We start from the raw sequence: 21,900 nt of genomic DNA, 5'->3' as shown, positions 1-21,900 counted from the left end.
CGACGGCTATCACCTGGGCTTCGTCCACCTCGCGCTGTTCCGGACCGTGCAGATGCAGTACCAGCGGGTCGTGGGCCCCGAGCATGCGATCAAGGCGGTGGTGCGCGACTGGGGCGGCGGGCACATCGAGATCGACTGGTCGCCCGGCTACGAGGGACCCTTCAGTGGCTGGGCGGCGCCTCCGGCCCGGCGGTGGCCGACTTCGTCGCCGCGCTCGAGCGGCGCGACGGGCCCGAGCTGTCGCGCCGACGCATCAGGGAGGGCCCGGCGCACGCCCTCATCTTCCCGAACCTCTTCCTCGGCGAGACCAACATCGCCATTGTGCAGCCGGAGGCCGTGGACCGCTGCGTGCACTGGCACACGCCCATGTTCTTGAGGGGCGCCCCCGAGCTGAACGGCCGGCTCCTCCGCATGGCCGAAGCCGGCATGGGCCCCGCCTCCTTCCTGATGCCGGAGGACCTGACCATCGCCGGCCGCAATCAGCTCGGCCTCCACGCGCGCACGACGCCGTGGCTCCTGCTCGGGCGCGGGCTCAACCGCGAGGCGGTAGACGCCGACGGCCGCACCGTCTCCCACGTCACCGACGAGACGACCGACCGCGGCTTCTGGCGCCATCTCCGCGCCGTCATGACGGAGTCCTAGCCCCGCCCTCGCCGATGGTCTCCGACGCCGATCTGCGCGCGGTCACCGAGTTCCTGTACCTCGAGGCGCGCCTGGCCGACGAGGCCCGCTACGCGGAGTGGCTCGAGCTCTGGACGGAGGACGCGGTGTACTGGGTGCCCGCGACGACGGATCCCGCCGCCGACCCCGCCCGGCACCTCTCGCACATCTACGACAATCGCACGCGCCTCGAGACGCGCGTGAAGCTCCTGCAGACCGGCCATCGCCACAGCCAGGACCCGCCCTCGTCCATGCGGCGCCTGATCTCGAACGTCGAGGTCGCGGCGGGCGAGGGCGGCGAGTGGATCGCGGGCTCGAACTTCCTCCTCGCCGAGCTGGCCGTGCAGGCGGGGCGCGAGCTCCACTGGTGGGCGGGGCGCGCCACCCATCGGGTACGCCGCGTGAGCGGCGCGCTCAGAATGAGCGGGAAGAAGGTGGTGCTCGTGAACGCGGCGGAGCCGCTCCCGAACCTCGCCTTCCTGATCTAGCCCATGCTGACGCGCATCGACCACGTCATGATCTGCGTCCCCGACCTCGAGGCGGGCATGGCCGCCTATCGCCGCATCGGCTTCGACGTGCGCTCGGGCGGCGTGCACCCCGGCCGCGCCACCGAGAACGCCATCGCGTTCCTCGCCGAGGACTACCTCGAGCTCCTGAGCCTGCGCCGGGATGCGCCGGCGCCCGCCCCCGGCGCCTCGGACGGGCGCCTCGCCGAGTTCCTCGCCAAGGGCGGCGGCTTCCGCTACGTCGCGGTCCAGAGCGACGACCTCGGTGCCGACGTGGCCGCCATGCGCGCACGCGGCGTGGAGGTCGCGGAGCCGACGGAGGGCAGCCGGCGCACGCCCGACGGCCGCGAGCTTCGCTGGCTCGCCGCCGGGCTCGGCCCGCGCAACCCGCTCCCGATCTTCTTCGTCCAGCACCTCACGCCGCTGGCCGAGCGCCGGCGCCAGGTCCCACCGGCCGGCGAGCACCCGAACGGGGCGCTGCGCGCCGAGCGCGTGTACATCGCCGTGCCCGACGTGGCCACGGCGGCGCGCGACTACGCGCGCGTCCTCGGGATGCCAGCGCCTCCGGTGCAGCGCGGCGCGGTCATCAAGGCCGACATGGCGGTGTTCGACCTCGGACCCACCGGCCTCACCGTCGCCCAGCCCGCCGAGCCCGGCCCGGCCGCCGAGGCGATGGCGCGCCGCGGCCCAGGCCCATTCCAGGTTTTGTACCGCACGCGGAGCATGGACGCGGCGGCCCACTGGATGGCGAGCCAGGGCTTGCCGCCGCCCACGCGCGGTGTGCGCAACACGGGCGAGCAAGCGATGCTGGTGGGCCCCGAGCAGGCCGGCGGCGCATACATCGGGCTGGTCGGGCCCGCGTGAAGGGAGCGGCGATGCTGATCGTGGACGCGCAGGTGCACATCTGGAGTAGCGGCAAGCCCACCAATCCCAATCACCGCCAGGTCCCCGTCTACTCCAAAGACGACGTGTTGAAGGAGATGGCGGAGGCCGGCGTGGACGCGGCGATCATTCATCCGCCCGCCTCCTGGGACCCGCATTCCAACGAGCTGGCCGTCGAGGCGGCGCGCCAGCATCCCGACCGCTTCGCGATTCTCGGAAATTTTCCGCTCGACCGTCCGGAGAGCCGCGCGCTCATCGACGGCTGGACTTCGCGCCCGGGCATGCTGGGCCTCCGCTTCGTGTTCCTCCAGCCGCATCAGCGCTCCTGGCCCACCGACGGGACCATCGACTGGCTATGGCCGGCGGCCGAGCGGGCAGGATTGCCGGTGGCGCTTCACGCTTCGGCCTTCATGCCCACGGTGGGGCGGGTGGCCGAAAAACACCCCCGTCTCAAGTTGATTATTGATCACCTGGGACGGGCGTCGGGCACGAAGGACGACGCGGGGTGGGAAAGCCTGCCGGAGATGCTCGCGCTGGCGAAGTATCCCAACGTCGCGGTGAAGGCCACCGGCGCCCCCAGCTACTCGAGCCAGCCGTATCCGTACCGAAACATCCATGATCACCTGCGCCGCATCCACGACGCCTTCGGTCCGGCGCGCCTCTTCTGGGGCACGGACATCACGCGCATGCCGTGCTCGTGGCGGCAGTGCGTGACGCTCTTCACCGAGGAGCTTCCGTGGCTCAGGGGCCGCGACCAGGAGCTGGTGATGGGCCGCGCGGTGTGCGAGTGGCTGGGCTGGAAGCACCCGCGGCTCTGACGGCGCGCGCGACGCCGGGCCGCCTCACCAGCCCACCTGCCACGCGATTCCGCCGGTGTTGAAATTGCCGCCGAAGCGCGCGTAGGCGCCGGTGCTGCCGGTGATCTTGATGGAGCTGTGGCGGGTCACGGGGAACGAGAACGTCAGCCCCACGCGGAGGTTCTCCTGCAGGGCCTCACCTTCAACCCCGTCCAGCGTGATCCGGCCCCCGCGATAGCCGACCGTGTCCAGCGCGGCCCAGATCCCGTGAGGCAGGTTGTAGATGAGATGCGCCTGAAGGGAGTAGACGGGGGCCCGCTCGAGCTTGCGGCCCCGGAGGAAGTCGTCGTTCGGCGTGTAGAACGTGACGCCGGCGGCCGCCTCCAGGATCAGCGGGCCCCAGGCCTTGGACAGGCCGACCTCCGGCTTGACCGCCCAGCGATTGGTGCCCACGTTGAGAAGCTGGCGGCTGTCGTACTGCCCCAGCGGGGCGCTGACTGCCACGCTCACGCCCACGATGAGGTTCTGCTTGTATTCCGGGAACTCCTCGACCGACAGGGCGGGCGCCCCGTAGAGGTTCACGGTGAGCCGCATCTTGGGGTCGGCAAGCCCGTCGATCTTGCGCTCCACCCGCTCGCCGCGGAAGGTGGCCTCACCCGACAGCCACGCATACGGGAAGGCGACGGCCACGCTCGCCGAGCGGCCGAAGACGCCGAAGGATCGGACGTAGGCGAGGAACGTGCCATCGATGCGCAGGTGCGCGTCCTCGATCGGCGCGGACGTATCGAAGGACAGGTCCCCCTGGGAATGCACGTAGCCCAGCGCCATGAAGTTGAGGCCCACGGGGATATTCGAATATGCCCGCGGCTCGATCTCCTGGGCCTGGGCCGTCGGTGACGGGCCGAGGAGCGCGAGGACGCCGGCGACGACGGCGAGCGCGAAGCGTGCGGTCCGCACGGCTGGCATCATGGCATGACCGGCCTTGACTCCGTGTCCTTCCCTGTCGCAGTCTCGCGGGTGACCCCAGGCCCACGGAGGACTCCATGACGACTGCCGCCACCGACCCGCGCCTCACCGTCGAGCAGCACCTGCACATGTACCGGCAGATGGCCAAGATCCGCGCTTTCGAAGAGCAGGTCAACGAGCTCTACAAGGGCGCCAAGATGCCCGGCCTCGCCCACCTCTACGTGGGCGAAGAGGCGGTGGCGGTGGGGGTGTGCGAGGCGCTCAAGCGTGACGACTTCATCACGAGCACGCATCGGGGCCACGGCCACTGCCTGGCCAAGGGCGCGGCCGTGCACCGCATGTTCGCCGAGCTGCTCGGCAAGGAGTCCGGGTACTGCCGTGGCAAGGGCGGCTCCATGCACATCGCCGATCCGGAGAGCGGCAATCTGGGGGCCAATGCCATTGTGGGCGGCTCGGCCGGCATCGCCACCGGCGCCGCGCTGTCCGCCAAGATGCGGGGCAGCGGCCAGGTGGCGGTGTGCTTCTTCGGCGACGGCGCGCTGGGCCAGGGGCTCCTCTACGAGGCCATGAACATGGCGGCGCTCTGGAAGCTCCCCGTCATCTACGTGTGCGAGAACAACCTCTACGGCGAGTACACGCCCTGCGGCGAGACGGTGGCCGGCGAGATCCTCGCGCGCGCCCGCGCCTTCGGCATCCACGCCGAGATGGTGGACGGGCAGGACGTGCAGGCGGTGCACGCGACGATGGACCGCCTCGTCGCCCGCGCGCGCCGCGGCGAGGGGCCGGCGTTCCTGGAGTGCAAGACCTACCGGTACTACGGCCACCACGTGGGCGACGTCAACCGGGACTACCGCACGCGCGAGGAAGAGAAGGAGTGGATGTCCGCCCACGATCCGCTCGAGACCCTCTCGGGGCGGCTGATCAAGCAGGGCCTCGTCGACCAGGGCGTGCTCGACCGCATCCTCGGCGACGTCAAGACCGAGATCGACAAGGGGGTGGAGTACGCGCTGGCGGCTCCGTATCCCGCGCCCAGCCAGGTGGACGAGGACGTGTATGCCTGACGTCCGCGTCCACGCCCTCTGCACCGGCTCCATCGAGCTCGACCGGGCCAGCATGGTCTCCGATCTCTCCCCAGGGCAGCCCTGGACGGTGCCGGTGATGAGCTTCGTGGTGAGCCACCCGAAGGGCCGGCTCCTCTTCGACACCGGCGTGCACTGCCAGGCGCGGCTCGATCCCCTCACCCGCCTGGGCGCCGAGCGCATGAAGCGGCTCACCGTGAAGAGCGCGGAGGGGGACGACGTGGTGCCCCAGCTCGCGCGCCTGGGATTGAAACCCACCGACATCGGATACGTCGCGAACTCGCACCTCCACTTCGACCACTGCGGCGGCAACGAGTTCTTCCCGAAGGCGACCTTTCTCGTGCAGCGGCCGGAGCTCGAGGCGGCGCGGAAGCCCGGCTTCGTCCCGAAGTACAACCCGAGCCCCATCGACTTCGACCATCCGCTCGACTATCAGGTCATCGAGGGCGAGCACGACGTGTTCGGCGACGGGAGCGTGATCCTCTTCCCCACCTACGGCCATACGCCGGGGCATCAATCCCTGCGCGTGCGCGGGGGCAAGGGCGCGCACCTGGTGTGTGCCTCCGATGCCTGTTACACGCGGGAGAACATGGACCGCGACGTGCTCCCGAACATCCTCTGGGATCCGGGCGTCATGCGCGAATCCCTGGGAGCGCTGCGGCGGCTACGGGATCGGGAGGGGGCCGCGATGTTCTACGGCCATGACCCCGCGCAGTGGCAGACGATGCCGAAGGCGCCGGCCGCGGTGCTCTGAGCCCCACGCGGGGCGGGCGGCGCGCGTCAGATCGCGCCGTCTTTCGCCAACGCCCGGATGTCGTCGTCGCCATAGCCCAGCTCCCGCAGGATCTCCTCGCGGTGCTGGCCCAGCAGCGGCGACGGGCCGATGGCAGTGGGCGAGGCCGAGAGCTTCACCGGGTTGCCCACCGTGAGGTAGCGCCCGCGCACCGGGTGCTCCACCTCGACGACCATGTCGCGCTCGAGGAGATGCGGGTCGGCCAGCACTTCCCCGGTGTCGAGGCAGGCGCCGCAGGGCACGCCGGCGCCGGCCAGGATCTTCATGACCTCGTGCTTGTCGCGCCCCGAGGTCCACGCCTCCACGAGGGCGTCCACCTCGGCGCGGCGCTCCCAGCGCGCCTCGCCCGTCTCGTAGCGCGGGTCGCCGATCAGGTCTGAGCGCCCGATCGCCTTCAGCAGCGGATGCCACATCTGCTGCTGCACGAAGATGAACACGTAGTCGTTGGGTCCGCCGGGGTGGCAGCGATAGGTCGTGCCCGGCACGACGGCTCCCAGCTGATTGCCGGTGCGCGGCATGATGCGCCCGAAGCGCTGATGGTCGCGCAGGCTCACACGTAGGAGGTTCACCACCGCGTCCTGCATCGAGACCTCGACCGCCTGCCCTTCGCCGGTCTGGTGGCGCTGCATGAGGGCGGCGAGGATGCCGATCACGCAGTGCATGCCCGTCCCGGAGTCGCCGATCGACGGCCACGTGTAGGTGGGCGGCCCGTCGGGGAAGCCGGTCACGCTCATCGCGCCGCCCATGGCCTGGGCGATCGGCTCGTAACTCTTGTAGTCGCGGTAGGGGCCGTATGTGCCGAAGCCCTTGATGCTCGCGTAGACCAGCCGCGGGTTCAGAGCATGGACCGCGTCGTAGCCGAAGCCGAGGCGCTCGATCACGCCGGGGCCGAAGTTCTCGAGCAGCACGTCCGAGGACCGGAGCAGCGCGCGGAACACCTCCTGCCCGCGCGCGTGCTTGAGATTGAGCGTGAGGCTCCGCTTGTTGGCGTTGAAGGCAAGGTAGAAGAGCGCATCCGCCTCGGGCTTGTCCTTGTCCCGCTGCGAGTAGCGCGCGACGTCGCCCTTGCCGGGCTCCTCGACTTTGATCACGTCGGCCCCCAGCCACGCCAGCATCTGGCCGCACGACGGCCCCGCCTGATTGTTGGTGACGTCCACCACCCGGATTCCTTTCAGCGCCTTGGACATGCGCTCATCCCTACCACAGCCGCCCCGCTCGGTCTAGAATCGCCGCATGCGCTTTGGGGTCTTCCATCAGGCGGCGGCCGAGGCGGGCCGCTCCCACGCGGACCGCTACGCGGAGATGATCGACCTGATCGCGCGCGCCGACGAGCTGGGCTTCGACGTGGCCTGGCTGGCCGAGCTCCACTTCGGAGGCGCCTTCTCGCTGCTCGCCCAGCCGCTGATGGCGGTGCCCGCCATCGCCGCCCGCACGCGCCGGATCCGCATCGGCACCGCGGTGACGCTGCTCCCGCTGCGGCACCCGCTGGAGTGCGCGGAGCAAGCCGCCGTCGCCGACATTCTCTCCGGCGGCCGGCTCGAGTTCGGCGTGGGGCGCGGCTCCATTCCCAGCCAGTTCCACGGCTTCCGCGTTCCCCTCGCCGAGAACCGCGCGCGCTTCGACGAGGCGCTCGAGATCATCCGCCTCGCGTGGACGGAGGAGCGCTTCAGCTATCGCGGCCGCTTCTATCAGGTGGAGGAGCTGGCGGTGGTGCCGCGGCCACTCCAGCAGCCCCATCCGCCCATCCGCGTCGCCGTACACACGCAGGAGAGCTTCGCCCACGTCGCCGAGGGCGGCCTGCCCATCTACTCCGGCACCACCACCACGCCCCTGCCCCAGCTTCGCGAGTGCATGACGATCTATCGCGAGCGGCTAGCCGCCGCCGGCCATGCCTGGCGGCCGGACCAGATGGCGCTCATGCTGCCCGTGCACCTCGGGCCCACCGGCCCGGCGGCCCGCGAGGCCATGCGGCCCGGCGTCCGCCGGTACTACGAGAACATCCATGACGTATTCGCGAAGATCCCCGAGTCGTACGGCGAGCATCTGCCGCGCCTCAAGGTCATCGCGGAGACCCTGGCCAACGTGCCCTATGAGAAGTTCTATCGGGACCACGCCGCTTTCGGCGACACCGCCGAGGTGATCGATCGCCTGCAGGCGGCGCGCGACGAGTTCGGGCTGTCGCAGATCATCGCCTGGTTCGACCAAGGCGCCATGTTGCCCCGCGCGGAGGTCGAGCGGGCGATGCGCCAGTTCATCGAGCAGGTCGCCCCGAAGCTCTAGCGCCGGGCAGCGCGGACTGGGGCTCCGCGCTCACAGCACGGAGCGCACGAGGCCGCCGTCCACGAGCATGGTGGTGCCGGTGATGTAGCTCGACCGGCTGGAGGCGAAGAAGGCCACCAGGTAGGCCATCTCGCGTGGGTCGCCGATGCGGCCCACCGCGGTCTCGGCCGCGCGCTGCTCGAGCGCCTTCTCCACGGGGATGCCGAGCTCCTTGGCCCGCGCCGTCACGTTCGACAGCATGCGCTCGGTGAGGATGGAGCCGGGGCACACGTTGTTCACCAGGATGCCGTCGCGCCCCACCTCGTCGGCCAGGCTCTTCGCGAAGGCGACCACGCCCATGCGCGTGGCCCCGGACAGGGCCAGGTTGGGAATGGGCTGGTACACCGTGCTGGCGAGGATATTGATGATGCGGCCGCCGCCCGCCCGCTTGAGATGCGGCACCGCTTCTCGGCACATCCGAGCAAAGAACAGCAGCGAGCGCTGCACCGCGGTGGCCCACTGCTCCTCGGTGGCGCCCTGCGCACGGGCCAGCGGCGGGCCGCCCGAGTTGTTCACGAGCACGTCCAGGCGCCCGAAGCGCGCCACCGCCGCCGCGACGAGATCGCGGACGGTCTCTGGCCGGTCGAGATCGCCGGCGAAGGCCAGCGTCTCGCGCCCGGTGGTGTCGTGGATCTCACGCGCCGCCTTCTCGAGCTCGCCCTCGGAGCGGCTGCACATCACGACCGCCGCGCCCTCCTCCGCCAGCACCTCCGCGCAGGCGCGCCCGAGCCCCTTGCTCGCGCCCCCCACGATGGCCACCTTGCCCTCGAGCTCGAGATTCATCCGACCCTCCTCACTATTCGGGCGCCGGCGCGGGCGCCGCCGCGCGCTCGGCCGTCGCGGTGTCCGCGGGCATGGGCTGAAGACGGATGCGGCGCATCAGCGGCAGGGCCAGGGGCATCAGCGTGAACATGACGGCAAGCAGCCAGAAGTCGTCGGCATAGGCGAGGAGCTGGGCCTGGTCCACCGTCTCCTTGTACAGCATGGCGATGGCCCGCCGCTCGGCGGTGAACGCGTCCGCTCCCAGCCGCGAGAAGTGGCGGGCCCACTGGCCGAGCCGGGTGCTGGTCTCGGGATCCCACACGTTGATGTGACTCACCAGGTTCGACTGATGGAACTGGCTGCGCTGGGCGAGCAGCGTGGTCACCACCGCGATCCCCACGCTGCCGCCGACGTTCCGCAGCATGCCGTAGGCCGCGGTGGCGTTGACCAGCTTGTCCCGCCGGATCGTCGCCAGCGTGAGCGTGGAGAGCGGCACGAAGATGAACCCGATGGCGAAGCCCTGGATGAAGCGCGGGAGCGCCAGCGCCCAGTAGTCCATCCCGAGCGTCAGCGAGGTCATCATGTAGAGGCTCACCGCGTTCAGCAGGGAGCCGAAGGCCAGCATCCAGCGCTGGTCCACGCGCGTCACGATCCCCGAGGCGAACAGCGAGCAGATATTACCGAGCCCACCGGGGGCCAGAACGAGCCCCGAGGTCCAGGCGTCATAGCCCAGGAGCTTCTGGGTGAACACGGCGACCAGCAGCATGCCTGAGAACATGCCGAAGCCCACCACCGCAATGAGGGTGGCGCCGGTGGCGAAGTTGCGATCGGTGAACACGCTGAGGTCGAGGATGGGATCCTCCGTCCGCAGCTCGCGGACGAGGAAGCCCACCACTGCGATCACCGCGATCACGCTCAGCGTGACGATGAGCGTGGAGTCGAACCAGTCCTCCCGCTCCCCGCGATCCAGCACGAGCTGGAGGCAGCCGAAGCCCGCGACCATCAGGCCGAGCCCCCACCAGTCCACCCGCCCGGCCTTGCGAAGATACGGCGGGTCGAAGAGGAAGGCGCTGGCCATGAGGAAGCCCAGCACGCCCACCGGCAAGTTGATGTAGAAGATCCAGCGCCACGACCACTCGTCGGCGAGATAGCCGCCCACCGTGGGCCCAAGGATCGGCCCGAGGATGAAGCCCATCCCCCACACCGCCATGGCGAGCCCCCGCTGGTGGAACGGGAAGATCTCCCAGAGGATCGCCTGCGAGAGCGGGATGATGGGGCCCCCGCCGAGCCCCTGGAAGATGCGGGCGATGATCAGCGTGGTGAGGTCGGGCGCGACGCCGGACAGGAACGAGCTCACGACGAAAAGGATGGTGCAGATCAGGAAGAACTTCTTCCGGCCGAAGAGACCCACCAGCCAGCCGGTGGCCGGGATCACCACGGCGTTGGCGGCGAGGTAGGAGGTGATCACCCACGAGACCTCGTCGAGCCCCGCCGACATCGAGCCCTGCAGATGCGGGAGCACCACGTTGGTCACGCTCGTGTCGAGGATCTGCATGAATGCCACCACCATCACGGTGAGCGTGATGGCCCACTTCTGCGCGGGCGGGATCGGCGTTGCGTCCGTGGCTGGCGGCGTCATGCGTGGCTCGGACCGTTGGGATAGGATATGCGCGGGGAGCCCCCAATGCGAGGGGGAATGACCGGGTGCAGGGGCCCAGAACCACAGGGCGGAGGTGGCGCCATGAGCAGTCCGGGAGAGAACGTGGCGAGGCTGAAGGACGCCTACCGGCAGTGGCACGAGTCGAAGGGCGGCAGCGTCCAGACCTGGCTCGACCTCATGGCGGACGACGTCAGCGTGCGCTCCCTGGCCAACGGCGGCGCCGGCGCCGAGTTCACCAGCGAGATCCGCTCGAAGGCCGACTTCAAGCGCTACTTCGACGGGCTCCTGGGCGAGTGGGAGATGATCAACTACAAGACCGGCGCCTTCCTCGCCGACGGCGATTGGGTGGCGATGCGCGGCTCCACCGCGTGGAAGAACCGCGCCACCGGCCGCGTGGTTGACACGCCCAAGGCCGACTTCTGGCGCTTCCGCGACGGCAGGGTGGTCGAATTCCACGAGTTCTACGACACCGCGGCGCTGTACGACGCCGCGCGGTGAGAGCACCCACCTAGTGAGAAGCGGCGCCGAGTACCGCGAGGCCCTGCGCGACGGCCGACGGGTGTGGATCGTCGGCGAGGGGCTCGTCGAGGACGTGACCCTGCACCCGGCCACTCGGCCCATGGTGGAGGAGTACGTCGCCTGGTACGACCGTCACCGGGATCCCGAGTGGCAGGACGTGGTCCTCGCCCCGCCCGACGCCCACGGCGAGCGCGCGGCCTGGGCCTTCGCCACGCCACGCAGCGCCGCCGACCTCCGCGCGATGGGCCGCTCCTACGCGGCGACCGCCTTCGTCAGCGCGGGGAACATCACGCACACGCCCGGCTACGGCAATCTCATCGCCCTCGGCGTCCGCGACGTGGTCCTAGAGCGCGACGTGTCCGCCCAGCAGCTCGACGACGCCACCCGCTACCGCGAGAGCCTCATCGCGACCGGCCGCTTCCTCACCTTCTGCGCGGGCGCGGGAACGATCGGGTACCGGCTCCGCCAGGACCCCGACCAACGGGCAGCCCTACGCATCGTCCGCGAGACCGACGCGGGGCTCATCCTGAGCGGCAAGGTCGGCATGCATACGAGCCCGGTCTACGCGGAGGACGTCTACGTCGGGTCACACTCCGGGGTGGACTGGAACGGGCATCGAGCCACCTTCGTGGTGCCGGTCGGCGCGCCCGGCGTCACCGTGCTCTGCCGCAAGGCGGCCGCCCGCCACGCGAACCCGTTCCTTGCCCCGCTCAGCAGCCGCTTCGACGAGCTGGACGGCCAGCTCTGGCTGGAGAACGTTCACGTGCCGTGGGAGCGTATCTTCTTCACCGACGTCTCCCCTGATCCCATCGCGATCTGGTGCTTCTGGCACCAGCTCTACTGCTGGCTCGCCAAGGCGGAGTTCACGCTGGGCCTGGCGCTGGCCTGCACCCATGCCATGGGCCTCAAGGAGCATGAACCGACGGTGGAGTACCTGATGGACCTGGTGATCGACGTGCAGACGGTGCGGACCTGCCAGACGGCGGCGGAGCTCGAGCCGGATCTCACCGCGGACGGCCTCTGCGTGCCGCGCCGGGTGCACGTCGCCGCAGGCAGCATCGCCATGCAGAAGTCGCGGCAACGCATGGCCGAGATCCTGCGCATCCTGCCCGGGTCCTCGCTGGTCGTCGCGCCCTCGGACAAGGACCTGGCCTCGCCCGAGGTGGCCGCCGGCCTCGAGGAATCGTTCGGCGGCGGCGGGTACACCGCGCTGCAGCGCGCGGCCCTGCTGCAGCTCGCGTCCGATCACGTCGCCTCCGCGCTGGACGGGCGCGAGTCGGCCTTCGAGCTCCACGCCAACGGCGGCATGCCCGCCTGGCGCGCGCGGCTGCGGCGCGTCTTCCCCGACTACACCGCGCTGGCCAACGGCGTGCTGCGGGCGCTGAGCCTCGACATGCCCACGATCGACCTCGACGAGCTCCGGAACGCGGCGTTGCCCATGCGCCGTCCCGTGGTGCCGCCGCCTCCGCCCCCTCCGACTTCAGGGAGCCCATCATGACTGTGCGTGAGCTGACCTATGGCGATGCCGTCAAGGAAGCGATTGCCGAGGAGATGCGGCGGGACCCGCGCGTCTTCCTCATCGGCGAAGACGTGGCCGAGGCCGGCCATCCCTTCAAGACCCTGGTGGGGCTGGTGCAGGAGTTCGGCACCGACCGCGTGATCGACACGCCGATCTCCGAGCCCGGCTATGCGGGCATCGGGGTGGGCGCGGCGATGACCGGCATGCGGCCGGTGGTGGACGTGATGTTCGGCGACTTCATCACGCTCACGATGGACCAGATGGTGAACCAGGCGGCCAAGGCGTATTACATGTCGGGCGGCAAGATCAAGGTGCCCATCGTGTTCCGCACCACGCTGGGCGCCACGCGGCGCTCCGCGGCGCAGCACTCGCAGTCGCTGCACGCCTGGGTGAGCCACATCCCCGGCCTCAAGGTGGCGCTGCCCTCGGGTCCCTACGAGGCCAAGGGCCTCATGAAGACGGCCATCCGCGACGACAGCCCCGTGGTGATCTTCGAGGACAAGATGATGTATCGCGTGAAGGGCCCCGTCCCCGCCGAGGACTACACCATCCCCTTCGGGGTGGCCGACGTGAAGCGCGCGGGCAAGGACATCACGATCGTGGCCACCAGCAGCATGGTGCCGGTGGCGCTGGGCGCGGCCAAGATGCTGGACGAGGTCGGCATCGGCGCCGAGGTGATCGACCCGCGCACGACCTTCCCGCTGGACAAGGACGCCCTCATCGCCTCCGCCAAGAAGACCTCCCGCGCCCTCGTGGTGGACGAGGGCTACGAGCGCTACGGCGTCACCGCGGAGATCGCCTCCGTGATCGCGGAAGGCGCCTTCTATCACCTGGACGCGCCGGTCAAGCGCATGGGCGCGATGGACGTGCCCGTCCCATTCTCCCCGGTGCTGGAAGACCTCACGGTGCCGTCGGAGAAGACTGTCTTCGACGCGGCGAAGGCGCTCTGCGGCAAGGCCTGATGCCCACCCAGGTCATCATGCCGGCGCTGGAGCTGGCGCAGGAGACCGGCAAGGTCCTGCGCTGGATCAAGGCGCCGGGCGATACGGTTCGTAAGGGCGACGCGTTGGTCGAGATCGAGACCGACAAGGTCACGGTCGAGATCGAGTCGCCCGCTGCCGGCGTGCTCCGCGACGTGACCGCGCAAGAGGGCGACGTCATCCCGGTGGGCCAGCCGATCGCCATGATCTATGCGCCCGGCGAGGCGGCGATTTCTACCCCCTCTCCTCCGGTGAGAGGCCAGGGGGAGGGGCCACGTCCCGCGGACGCCAACGGCGATCGGGTCAAAGCCTCTCCGCTCGCCCGCAAGCTCGCCGCCGAGCACGGCATCGACCTCGCCGAGATCAAGAGCAGCTCCGGCAAGATCGAGAAGGCCGACGTCCTCGCGCACGTGGAGCGCCGTGCCGCTGTATCCGCCACCACGTCCGCCGCCGCGCGTCTCGCCCCCGCGTCGCCCAAGGCGCGCCGCCTCGCGGCAGAGCGCGGCCTCGACCTCCGCACGCTCCACGGCTCCGGCCCGAGCGGTGCCATCCTCGCCGCCGACCTGCCCGCGGCGGCAGCCTCCGCCTCCACCACCGCACGACCCGAGGCGGCCCGTGGCGAGGGCGTCAGCCATATCTGGCGCATCATGGCCGACCGCATGACCGCCTCGTGGACCAGCGCCCCTCACTTCTATCTCGTCCGCGAGGTCAACGTGAGCCGGCTCGTCGCCTGGCGCGAGCGGGCGACCAAGCAGAGCGGCGCCCGTATCACCTATACCGATCTGCTGGTGCGGCTCGTCGCCGCGACCCTGGCCCAGCATCCCGCGGCGAACGCCTCCTGGAAAGACGGCGGCATTCTTCGCAACTCGGAGATCAACATCGGGCTCGCCGTGGCCATCGAGGACGGCCTGGTCGTCCCCGTGCTCCACCGCGCCGATACCCTGACGCTCAAGGACATCGCCGCGCGGCGCGAGGACCTCGTCACGCGCGCCCAGGCTGGTAAGCTGCGCCCCGCCGACATAGGGGGCGGCGGCTTCACCATCAGCAATCTCGGCATGTACGGCGTCGACGCCTTCAACGCCATCGTGAACCCGCCGCAGGCGGCGATTCTCGCCGTCGGGCGCATCGCGGACCGCGTGATCGCCGTGAACGGTCAGCCGGCCGTCCAGCCCACCATGGTGCTGACCCTCTCTTGCGACCACCGCGCGCTGGACGGCGCCCGCGGCGCCCAGTTCCTCGGAGCCCTCGCGGAGCTGGTCGAGGAGCCGCTGGCGCTTCTCACCTGACCCGCTGGCCGGGTCGCGCCGTCAGCGCCCCCGAGGACGGAAGACCGAGCGATGGGGCGGCATCGGCACGCTGCGGTCGATCAGGTTCATCTCGCGCAAGCGCTTCACTCCCTTGGCGAGGGCCGCGGCGATCGTCGCGAACTCCTCGTACGATTCTTCGATCTGTTCCCCCGAGTAACTGACGATGCGCCAGCGCCAGGCGGGGTTCCCGGGAGTCGACAACGCGACGACCTGCATAGGCCGTCCTACCAGCGCCTCCCGCCACCGCCGCCCTTGCCGCCACGGTTTCCGCCCTCGCCCCCGCCGCCGCTGCGATAGCCGCCGCCGCTGCGATAGCCACCGCCGCTCCGCCCGCCGCCGCTACCCGGCGCGTTCGCGAGCTCGACCTTCAGAACCCGTCCATCCACCGTCTGCCCGTTGAGCTTCTTGACCGCCTCGGCGGCGGCCTCCGCCGACTCCATCTCGACAAAGCCGAAGCCGCGCGACCGCCCGGTATCCCGATCGACCACCACCGAAGCCGACTCGACGCCCCCTACCGCCGCGAACACCTCGCGGAGCCGGTCATTCGACGTCGTGAAGGCGAGCCCGCCGATGAAGAGCTTGTGCGCCATGAGGGCACCTCCAGGAAATCTCCCGCGGGAGTCGGCACTCTCTGGTGCGCGGAAGACGGCACCGGAGTCGCGATCTGGAACGGCAGGGGACCCAGTCAATCCAATACGCCGGGCCACACTCACAGGGTGACACATTTATCCGACTCTCGTTCGATTGTTTTCTTGCGCCACAATCGCCTCACGTCACCCGAGGAGGCTCCCATCGCCTGCTCGTCCCCCTGCTCCACCGCGCCGAGACCCTCACGCTCAAGGACATCGCGGCGCGCCGCGAGGACCTCGTCGCCCGCCCCCAGACCGGCAAGCTGCGCCCCGCCCACATCCAGGCCGGCGGCTTCACCATCATCAATCTCGGGATGTACGGCGTCGACGCCTTCAACGCAATCGTGAAGCCGCCCAGGCCGCGATCCTCGCCGTCGGCCGCATCGCGGACCGCGTGATCCCCCCGAAAGGGCAGCCGGCCGTCCAGCCCACCGTGGTCCTCACCCTCTCCTGCGATCACCGGGCGCTGGACGGGCTCGCGGCGCCCAGTTCTTGGGCGCGCTGGCCGACCTCGAGGAGCCGCTGGCACTGCTCAGCTGAGCCCGCTCGCGACGTTTCCCTCACGGCTCAGAAGGGCCACTTGAAGAAGGCCACCACCCGCTGGTCGAAGAAGCGCGGGGACCCGACCGGGAGCTGGACACCGACCGAGAGGCTCAGGTTGGCTGGGAAGTAGAGCTCGATGCCGGGCACGAGCGCCACCTGCGGTCGCCGCTGATCAAATCCCTCGACGGGCTGGGTTATCACCAGCTCGACGAACGGCGCGAGCCACCGGTGACGGTAGCCGGCGGCCAGGCTGGCCTGGAAGAGCTGACTGTCCTGGGCGGAGCCCGTGAGTCCCCACGCATAGGAGATGTTCGCCACCAGGTCGATGGGGCCGGCGTTCAGACCACCGGCAATGAAGACATGGACCGTCGTGGAGCCGGCGAGCACGTCGCGGTCCCCTGTCGGGAGCGCGACCTCAAGACCCACATCGACCTGGGCGGGCCACTGGCGCGGCGTCCACACGTTGGCCTGTGCCCCGACCGACAGGTCGCCGGCGCCGACGCGAGGCGAGCCTTCGCTGGGGTCGAGGAACCCCGGCATCTCGAGGCTGAACTGGAGCCACGAGGCGACGGGATACTGCAGTCGCGCGGACAGGAAGGTCAGCCTGCGATCCGAGTCGCGCGTGTGATCGAGCAGGACGTTGACCTCGCGAGATATGCCCGGGCTCGTCGTGACCACGGGGTCGAAGAACGAGGGGGAAGGCCCCTCCGCCCAGGCGTGAGGTGCAAAGAGCACCGTGGCGGCGGCCAGCGCCGTAGCCCTGAGCAGTCCCTTCGTTCTCATCGTGGCCGATGTGGGTCGACGGGTGCAGCCTATCGCAGGATCGTTACGGCATCGTCTCACCGCGCGCCCTTGCGATACAATGCCTGCCAAGTCACCCGAGGAGGCTCCCATGGCCAGCACTGACACGAACGGCACCAACGGCTCGCCCGTCACGCCCCCCGCCCACGCCCAGGCGCCGCGGGCCATCAATCACCTGGTGCTGAACGTGCGGAACATGGAGGTCTCGCACAAGTTCTGGACGGAGATCATCGGCTTCAGGTGCGTGGCCGAGCTCAAGCAGACGCCCGGACGCGTGCGGCCCAAGATGCGCTTCTACAGCGGCGTGGACGCCCAGGGCGGGCTGACCCATCACGACCTCGCCCTCGCCGAGCTGCCGCCGGCGAGCCAGGACGGAAGCGAGCCGCCCGAGTGGAGCCTCATGCCGGGCCGCCCCGGCTTGAACCACGTGGCCATCGCCTGGCCCGATCGCGAGTCCTGGGTCAAGCAGGTGGCGTGGCTCCAGGCCAAGGGCGTGAAGTTCCTCCGGCGCATCAATCACGGCATGACCCACAGCGTCTACATCGCCGATCCCGACGGGCACGGCATCGAGGTGCTCTACGAGCTGCCGCGGGAGGTCTGGGAAGGCGACATCGACGGCGCGCAGAACTTTGCCGAGGTGCTGCCGACCGAGGGGCCCGACGCGCTCATCGACCGCACCGACAATCCGGTGTTCAAGGCCTGATCGCTTCCGTCCGCCGCGCCACGTCTCGCTCGTCTGAGAGGACCCTCTGATGGCGAAGCTCTCGCTCCGTGTCAACGGCCGCACGCGTGAGGTCGAGTCGCCCGATCCCGACGTGCCCCTGCTCTACGTCCTGCGCAACGACCTCGCCCTGACCGGCACGCACTTCGGCTGCGGGCTCGCCCAGTGCGGCGCCTGCACGGTGCTGGTGGACGGCAAGGCCGTGCGCTCGTGCGTGACGCCGGCGCGCGCGGTGGCCGGGATGGAGGTGACGACGATCGAGGGCCTGGGCACGCCCGCCAAGCCCGATGCGCTCCAGGCCGCCTTCATCGCCGAGCAGGCGGCGCAGTGCGGCTACTGCACGGCCGGCATCATCATGAGCGCGAAGGCGCTGCTGGCCACCACGCCGCGCCCCACGCGCGAGCAGGTGTGCGACGCCCTCGCCGGCAATCTCTGCCGGTGCGGGAGCCACGACCGCGTGATCCGCGCCGTGCTCCGCGCCGCCGGCAACCCGGGAGGGCGCTGACATGGCCCTCTCACGCCGACGCTTCCTGGGCGCGGGCCTCGCCGCGGGCGGCGCCCTCGTCGTGGGCTTTCCGTGGTCGCCTCGCCCCGCGGCCCAGACGGTGCCCAACGCCGATCGTTTCCTCGGTAAGTCGCTGGCGCCCGATGCGGTGGATTCCTACCTCGCCGTCCACGGAGACGGCTCCGTCACGATCTTCGTGGGCAAGGTGGACCTCGGCACCGGCCATCGCATCGCCATGCGCCAGATCACGGGCGACGAGCTGGGCGTGTCACCCGACCGCATCGCGATGATCGAGGGCGACAGCGCGCTCACGCCCAATCAGGGCGCCACCGGCGGCAGCTACGGCGTCGCGCGCGGCGGCATGCAGCTCCGCCAGGCGGCGGCGACGGCGCGCCAGGCGTTGATCGCGCTGGCCGCCTCGCGGCTCGCGCGCCCGGAGGCGGATCTCGACACCGCCGACGGCGCCGTGAGCGTACGAAACGGCGGCGCCAGCGTGGGCTTCGCCGACCTGATCGGCGGCAAGACCTTCAACCTCAAGCTCGATCCCAAGGCGCCCTATCGGACCTCGGACCGCTTCCGCTACATCGGGGCCTCGCTGCCGCGGCCCGACGTCCCCGAGAAGGCCACGGGCACCCATCACTACCTTCAGGATCTGACGCTGCCCGGCATGCTGCACGCGCGCGTGATCCGGCCGCCCGCGGCCGGCGCCGCCCTCGCGGCGGTGGACGAGAGCTCCCTCGCCGGCGTGCCCGGCGCGCGCGTGGCGCGCATCCAGAGCTTTCTCGCCGTGCTGGCCGAGCGCGAGTGGGATGCGGTCCGGGGCGCCCGCGCCCTCAAGGCGACGTGGTCGCCCGCCAGCGGCACGAGCCCGTCGGGGCTCGGCGAGCAGTCCGCCCTCTACGACTCGATGAAGACGGGGCGCGTGGTGCGCGACCAGGAGGTCGCCAGGCGTGGCGATCTCTCCGCCCTCGACGCGCCTCCGGCGGGCACGCGCACGCTGGCGGGCGAGTATCGCTGGCCCTTCCAGACCCACGGCTCGATGGGGCCCTCGTGCGGTGTCGCCGACGTGCGCGCTGATGGCGCCACGATCTGGAGCTCGTCCCAGGGCACCCACAACCTCGCCGCCACCTGCGCGCGCGTTCTTGGCCTCGAGCGGAACCGCGTGCGGGTGATCTATCTCGACGGCGCGGGCTCGTACGGGCCCAACGGCGCGGACGACGCGGCGATGGAGGCCGCCCTCCTCTCGCGTGCGGTCAGCCGGCCGGTGCGCGTGCAGTGGACGCGCGAGGAGGAGCACGCCCTGGACCCGAAGGGCCCGGCCCAGCTCCTCCAGCTCCGCGCCGCGGTAGACGCGGACGGGCAGATCACCGCCTGGGAGACCCAGGCCTGGCTCCCCGTGGCCACCGCCAATCTGCCGCACGTGCCCTTCCTGTCGCTCGACGCGGCGGGCATTCCGCAGACGCCGGGACGATCCACGGGCCTGATCTACCAGAACATCGACCCGCCCTACACCGTCGGCAGCCTCAACGCGGTGGTGCACTGGCTGGCCGACGCGCCGCTGCGCACCTCGGCCTTCCGCGCGCCCGGCAAGGTCGCCAACACCTTCGCGGTGGAATCGTTCACCGACGAGGTCGCCGCGCTCGCGCGGCAGGACGCCGTCGACTTCCGGCTCCGGCGGCTGACCAACGCGCGCGCCGCCGAGGTGCTGCGTCGCTGCGCCGCCAAGATGGGCTGGCAGCCGCGGCCCTCGCCGCGGCCCATCGATCGGACGGCGCAGGTCCTCACCGGGCGCGGCATCGCGTTCGTGCACTACAAGCACGAGGAGACCATCGTGGCGATCGGGATGGAAGTGGCGGTGGAGCGCGCCAGCGGCGCGGTGCGGGTCACCCGCGCCGTCTGCGCGCAGGACTGCGGGCTCATGATCAATCCCGGATGCGTGCAGGCGCAGCTCGAGGGCAACATCATCCAGACGCTGTCGCGCACGCTGCACGAGGAGGTCACCTTCGACCGGCAGCGCGTCACCTCGGTGGACTGGGCGTCGTACCCGATCCTCCGCTTCCCCGAGGTGCCGACGCTCGAGTTCGACCTGATCCAGCGCCTCGACCAGCCGCCGCTGGGCGTGGGTGAGGCGGCCTCGACGCCGGTGCCGGCCGCGCTCGGCAACGCGATCTTCGACGCCACCGGCGTGCGCCTGCGCACGGTCCCCTTCCGAACCGAGCACGTGAAGGCGGCGCTCGCCGGCGCTTGATCGCGCCCGCGCCTCCAGCCTTCGGAATGGCGAGCGGCGCCGCCGACTGGGTCTTCGTCAACGGGCGCATCCTCACCCTCGATCGGGCGCGGCCCTCGGCGGAGGCCCTGGCCGTGCGCGGCGGGCACGTGCTCGGCGTGGGGAGGCGGGGCGACCTCCGCGGCTGGCGCGACCGGCGGACCAAGGTCGTGGACCTCCGCGGCGCTACGCTGATCCCCGGCCTCGTGGACGCCCACGCGCACCTGGATCGCGAGGGCCTTAAGCGCATCTTCCCCTCGCTCGCGCGCTGCCGCTCCATCGCCGACCTCCAGCGGCTGCTGCGCCGTCTCGCCGCCGGGCGCAAGCCCGGTGAGTGGATCGTCACGATGCCCGTCGGTACCCCGCCCTTCTACCGCGACGCGCCCGGCTGCCTCGCCGAGGGCCGCTGGCCCACCCGCGAGGACCTGGACGCCGCCGCGCCCGAGCACCCCGTGTATCTGCGCGGGATCTGGGGCTACTGGAACAAGCCCCCGGTGTACTCGATCGCCAACTCGGCGGCGCTGCGAGCTGCCGGGGTCACCCGTGACACGGAGGCGCCGTCCGGCATCGAGATCGTCCGCGACGCGGCGGGCGAGCCCACCGGGCTCTTCATTGAGAAGAACGCCATCCAGGTGATCGAGCACACGCTGATGTCCGAGGCGCCGCGCTTCACCCACGAGGATCGGCTGGACGCGCTCGACGACTCGCAGCGCATCTACGCCGCCCGCGGCGTCACCGCCGTGTACGAGGGCCACGGCATCGCGCCGGAGGTGCTCGCCGCCTATCGCGAGGCGCACGAGCAGGGGCGGCTCCGGCTGCGCGCCACGCTGGCCCTGAGCCCCACATGGGACGGCACGGTGGAGGCGGCGACCGCGCTGCGCGAGGTCGCGGCGTGGGTGGGCGGGCGCGGCCTCGGCGACGACATGCTGCGCGTGGCCGGCATCTGCCTCCACTACGGGGGCGATCCCGAGGTCGCGCGTATCCTCCACGAGGCCCAGCCCTATACCGCGTGGGCCGGATTTGTGGAGAGCGCGAACTCGCACGAGGCCTACACGCTGCAGGCGCTACTGGCGGCGCGGCTGGGCGTGCGCGTCAACACGCTGGTCACCCGCTGCCTGCCCGGCGTGCTCGACGCCTGGGAGATGATCGCGCGTCAGCATCCCCTCCGCCCGCTGCGCTGGGTGCTCGTGCACCTCAACGACGCGACGGACGAGCAGCTCGCGCGCATCAAGCGGCTGGGCGCGGTCGCCACCACCAATCCCATCAGCTATCTCTGGCGCTCCGCCGCGGAGGAAGCGGCGAGACTGGGGGACGGTGGCGCCACCCTGCTGCCCCACCGGAGCCTCCGGCGCCGCCGCATCCCGTTCGGGCTCGCCACCGACAACAAGCCGCCCGACCCCTGGATGGCCTTCGCCGCCGTCGTGGGGCGAAGGGACATGGCCTCGGGCGCCGTCATCGGACCGCGCGAGCGCCTCACGCGTCAGGACGCGCTCTGGACCCTCACGGTGGGCGGCGCCTGGGTCACCCAGTCGGAACGCGTGGCGGGCATCCTCGCGCCGGGACGCCGCGCGGACCTGGCCGTGCTCGACCAGGATCCGCTCACGGCGCCGCTGGAGGCGCTGCCGGACATACGCGTGCGCCTCACCATGGTGGGCGGGCGCGTGGTGCACGGCCGCGCCTGAGCGC

22 protein-coding genes are annotated in these 21,900 nt (G+C 70.8%); 15 read left to right on the top strand and 7 right to left on the bottom strand.

The genetic code is table 11. From position 1 onward, the window contains the following. Window positions 1-192 precede the first annotated feature (192 nt). From VFX14_06950 to VFX14_06935, 4 genes are read left to right on the top strand one after another with little or no spacing between them, the layout of a single operon-like run. Window positions 193-642 carry a hypothetical protein gene (locus VFX14_06950; GenBank protein HEU5189410.1) on the top strand — a complete coding sequence of 150 codons (450 nt, stop codon included), beginning with the start codon at window positions 193-195 and terminating at the stop codon, window positions 640-642. Between the two features lie 14 nt (window positions 643-656). After that, window positions 657-1,148, top strand: coding sequence for an aromatic-ring-hydroxylating dioxygenase subunit beta (locus VFX14_06945; protein HEU5189409.1), 492 nt, complete (start codon window positions 657-659; stop codon window positions 1,146-1,148). Between the two features lie 3 nt (window positions 1,149-1,151). After that, the gene (locus tag VFX14_06940; protein HEU5189408.1) at window positions 1,152-2,030 is read left to right on the top strand and encodes a VOC family protein; all 879 of its coding nucleotides are present in this window, start codon (window positions 1,152-1,154) and stop codon (window positions 2,028-2,030) included. Further along, the gene (locus VFX14_06935; GenBank protein HEU5189407.1) at window positions 2,027-2,866 is read left to right on the top strand and encodes an amidohydrolase family protein; all 840 of its coding nucleotides are present in this window, start codon (window positions 2,027-2,029) and stop codon (window positions 2,864-2,866) included. The genes VFX14_06940 and VFX14_06935 overlap by 4 nt, the downstream gene beginning before the upstream one ends. 24 nt (window positions 2,867-2,890) lie before the next feature. On the opposite strand, the gene VFX14_06930 is transcribed toward VFX14_06935, so the two are convergent. Then, window positions 2,891-3,802 carry a transporter gene (locus VFX14_06930; protein HEU5189406.1) on the bottom strand — a complete coding sequence of 304 codons (912 nt, stop codon included), beginning with the start codon at window positions 3,800-3,802 and terminating at the stop codon, window positions 2,891-2,893. 86 nt (window positions 3,803-3,888) lie between these two features. Between VFX14_06930 and VFX14_06925 the strand changes: the two genes are divergently transcribed. Together VFX14_06925 and VFX14_06920 are read left to right on the top strand one after the other, a co-directional pair. Then, complete coding sequence (locus VFX14_06925) at window positions 3,889-4,872, top strand: thiamine pyrophosphate-dependent dehydrogenase E1 component subunit alpha (protein HEU5189405.1); 984 nt, start codon at window positions 3,889-3,891, stop codon at window positions 4,870-4,872. After that, entirely contained in the window at window positions 4,865-5,644 is a 780-nt protein-coding gene (locus tag VFX14_06920) for an N-acyl homoserine lactonase family protein (protein HEU5189404.1), read from the top strand. Before VFX14_06925 ends, VFX14_06920 begins: the two co-directional genes overlap by 8 nt. 26 nt (window positions 5,645-5,670) lie before the next feature. On the opposite strand, the gene VFX14_06915 is transcribed toward VFX14_06920, so the two are convergent. Next, window positions 5,671-6,870 (bottom strand): formyl-CoA transferase, encoded by a 1,200-nt coding sequence (locus VFX14_06915; GenBank protein HEU5189403.1) that lies wholly within the window; start codon window positions 6,868-6,870, stop codon window positions 5,671-5,673. A 46-nt stretch (window positions 6,871-6,916) separates the two neighbouring features. Here VFX14_06915 and VFX14_06910 point away from each other — a divergent pair, with 46 nt between their 5' ends. Continuing rightward, the gene (locus VFX14_06910; GenBank protein HEU5189402.1) at window positions 6,917-7,963 is read left to right on the top strand and encodes an LLM class flavin-dependent oxidoreductase; all 1,047 of its coding nucleotides are present in this window, start codon (window positions 6,917-6,919) and stop codon (window positions 7,961-7,963) included. Between the two features lie 30 nt (window positions 7,964-7,993). Here VFX14_06910 and VFX14_06905 read toward each other — a convergent pair whose 3' ends face one another. Next, window positions 7,994-8,785 carry an SDR family oxidoreductase gene (locus VFX14_06905; protein ID HEU5189401.1) on the bottom strand — a complete coding sequence of 264 codons (792 nt, stop codon included), beginning with the start codon at window positions 8,783-8,785 and terminating at the stop codon, window positions 7,994-7,996. 13 nt (window positions 8,786-8,798) lie between these two features. Further along, window positions 8,799-10,403, bottom strand: a complete 1,605-nt coding sequence (locus VFX14_06900; protein HEU5189400.1) for a DHA2 family efflux MFS transporter permease subunit — start codon at window positions 10,401-10,403, stop codon at window positions 8,799-8,801. Between the two features lie 102 nt (window positions 10,404-10,505). Between VFX14_06900 and VFX14_06895 the strand changes: the two genes are divergently transcribed. The 4 genes from VFX14_06895 to VFX14_06880 are packed head-to-tail and all read left to right on the top strand — an operon-like array spanning window position 10,506 to window position 14,728. Further along, complete coding sequence (locus VFX14_06895; protein ID HEU5189399.1) at window positions 10,506-10,922, top strand: nuclear transport factor 2 family protein; 417 nt, start codon at window positions 10,506-10,508, stop codon at window positions 10,920-10,922. 13 nt (window positions 10,923-10,935) lie between these two features. Continuing rightward, complete coding sequence (locus VFX14_06890) at window positions 10,936-12,441, top strand: 4-hydroxyphenylacetate 3-hydroxylase N-terminal domain-containing protein (GenBank protein HEU5189398.1); 1,506 nt, start codon at window positions 10,936-10,938, stop codon at window positions 12,439-12,441. A 2-nt stretch (window positions 12,442-12,443) separates the two neighbouring features. Continuing rightward, window positions 12,444-13,424 (top strand): alpha-ketoacid dehydrogenase subunit beta, encoded by a 981-nt coding sequence (locus tag VFX14_06885; GenBank protein HEU5189397.1) that lies wholly within the window; start codon window positions 12,444-12,446, stop codon window positions 13,422-13,424. Then, window positions 13,424-14,728, top strand: coding sequence for a 2-oxo acid dehydrogenase subunit E2 (locus VFX14_06880; protein HEU5189396.1), 1,305 nt, complete (start codon window positions 13,424-13,426; stop codon window positions 14,726-14,728). The genes VFX14_06885 and VFX14_06880 overlap by 1 nt, the downstream gene beginning before the upstream one ends. Before the next feature lie 21 nt (window positions 14,729-14,749). Here VFX14_06880 and VFX14_06875 read toward each other — a convergent pair whose 3' ends face one another. The 3 genes from VFX14_06875 to VFX14_06865 all read right to left on the bottom strand — a co-directional run bounded on the left by VFX14_06875 (window position 14,750) and on the right by VFX14_06865 (window position 16,704). Further along, the gene (locus tag VFX14_06875) at window positions 14,750-14,965 is read right to left on the bottom strand and encodes a hypothetical protein (protein ID HEU5189395.1); all 216 of its coding nucleotides are present in this window, start codon (window positions 14,963-14,965) and stop codon (window positions 14,750-14,752) included. Window positions 14,966-14,973: 8 nt separating this feature from the next. Next, complete coding sequence (locus VFX14_06870; protein HEU5189394.1) at window positions 14,974-15,339, bottom strand: RNA-binding protein; 366 nt, start codon at window positions 15,337-15,339, stop codon at window positions 14,974-14,976. 606 nt (window positions 15,340-15,945) lie between these two features. Next, a complete protein-coding gene (locus tag VFX14_06865; GenBank protein HEU5189393.1) occupies window positions 15,946-16,704 on the bottom strand; it encodes a transporter in 759 nt (252 codons plus the stop codon). 109 nt (window positions 16,705-16,813) lie between these two features. Between VFX14_06865 and VFX14_06860 the strand changes: the two genes are divergently transcribed. Genes VFX14_06860 through VFX14_06845 form a run of 4 tightly spaced genes read left to right on the top strand, consistent with a single transcriptional unit; the run spans window position 16,814 to window position 21,896 of the window. After that, a complete protein-coding gene (locus VFX14_06860; GenBank protein ID HEU5189392.1) occupies window positions 16,814-17,425 on the top strand; it encodes a VOC family protein in 612 nt (203 codons plus the stop codon). A gap of 49 nt (window positions 17,426-17,474) precedes the next feature. Beyond that, a complete protein-coding gene (locus VFX14_06855; protein HEU5189391.1) occupies window positions 17,475-17,948 on the top strand; it encodes a (2Fe-2S)-binding protein in 474 nt (157 codons plus the stop codon). A 1-nt stretch (window position 17,949) separates the two neighbouring features. Continuing rightward, window positions 17,950-20,196 carry a molybdopterin cofactor-binding domain-containing protein gene (locus VFX14_06850; GenBank protein ID HEU5189390.1) on the top strand — a complete coding sequence of 749 codons (2,247 nt, stop codon included), beginning with the start codon at window positions 17,950-17,952 and terminating at the stop codon, window positions 20,194-20,196. Next, window positions 20,193-21,896 carry an amidohydrolase gene (locus tag VFX14_06845; protein HEU5189389.1) on the top strand — a complete coding sequence of 568 codons (1,704 nt, stop codon included), beginning with the start codon at window positions 20,193-20,195 and terminating at the stop codon, window positions 21,894-21,896. Before VFX14_06850 ends, VFX14_06845 begins: the two co-directional genes overlap by 4 nt. Window positions 21,897-21,900 lie beyond the last annotated feature (4 nt).

This window comes from Candidatus Methylomirabilota bacterium (assembly GCA_035764725.1).
Classification (GTDB): Bacteria; Methylomirabilota; Methylomirabilia; order Rokubacteriales; family CSP1-6; genus DASRWT01.
This window is presented reverse-complemented; position numbering and strand designations above follow the sequence as displayed.

Excerpts from the sequence above, each read along its gene's own strand:
- VFX14_06895 (HEU5189399.1), top strand. The coding sequence starts at position 10,506 with ATGAGCAGTCCGGGAGAGAACGTGGCGAGGCTGAAGGACGCCTACCGG.
- VFX14_06925 (HEU5189405.1), top strand. The coding sequence starts at position 3,889 with ATGACGACTGCCGCCACCGACCCGCGCCTCACCGTCGAGCAGCACCTG.
- VFX14_06870 (HEU5189394.1), bottom strand. The coding sequence starts at position 15,339 with ATGGCGCACAAGCTCTTCATCGGCGGGCTCGCCTTCACGACGTCGAAT.
- VFX14_06900 (HEU5189400.1), bottom strand. The coding sequence starts at position 10,403 with ATGACGCCGCCAGCCACGGACGCAACGCCGATCCCGCCCGCGCAGAAG.
- VFX14_06850 (HEU5189390.1), top strand. The coding sequence starts at position 17,950 with ATGGCCCTCTCACGCCGACGCTTCCTGGGCGCGGGCCTCGCCGCGGGC.
- VFX14_06880 (HEU5189396.1), top strand. The coding sequence starts at position 13,424 with ATGCCCACCCAGGTCATCATGCCGGCGCTGGAGCTGGCGCAGGAGACC.
- VFX14_06860 (HEU5189392.1), top strand. The coding sequence starts at position 16,814 with ATGGCCAGCACTGACACGAACGGCACCAACGGCTCGCCCGTCACGCCC.
- VFX14_06875 (HEU5189395.1), bottom strand. The coding sequence starts at position 14,965 with ATGCAGGTCGTCGCGTTGTCGACTCCCGGGAACCCCGCCTGGCGCTGG.
- VFX14_06915 (HEU5189403.1), bottom strand. The coding sequence starts at position 6,870 with ATGTCCAAGGCGCTGAAAGGAATCCGGGTGGTGGACGTCACCAACAAT.
- VFX14_06905 (HEU5189401.1), bottom strand. The coding sequence starts at position 8,785 with ATGAATCTCGAGCTCGAGGGCAAGGTGGCCATCGTGGGGGGCGCGAGC.
- VFX14_06865 (HEU5189393.1), bottom strand. The coding sequence starts at position 16,704 with ATGAGAACGAAGGGACTGCTCAGGGCTACGGCGCTGGCCGCCGCCACG.
- VFX14_06855 (HEU5189391.1), top strand. The coding sequence starts at position 17,475 with ATGGCGAAGCTCTCGCTCCGTGTCAACGGCCGCACGCGTGAGGTCGAG.
- VFX14_06920 (HEU5189404.1), top strand. The coding sequence starts at position 4,865 with ATGCCTGACGTCCGCGTCCACGCCCTCTGCACCGGCTCCATCGAGCTC.
- VFX14_06910 (HEU5189402.1), top strand. The coding sequence starts at position 6,917 with ATGCGCTTTGGGGTCTTCCATCAGGCGGCGGCCGAGGCGGGCCGCTCC.
- VFX14_06945 (HEU5189409.1), top strand. The coding sequence starts at position 657 with ATGGTCTCCGACGCCGATCTGCGCGCGGTCACCGAGTTCCTGTACCTC.
- VFX14_06940 (HEU5189408.1), top strand. The coding sequence starts at position 1,152 with ATGCTGACGCGCATCGACCACGTCATGATCTGCGTCCCCGACCTCGAG.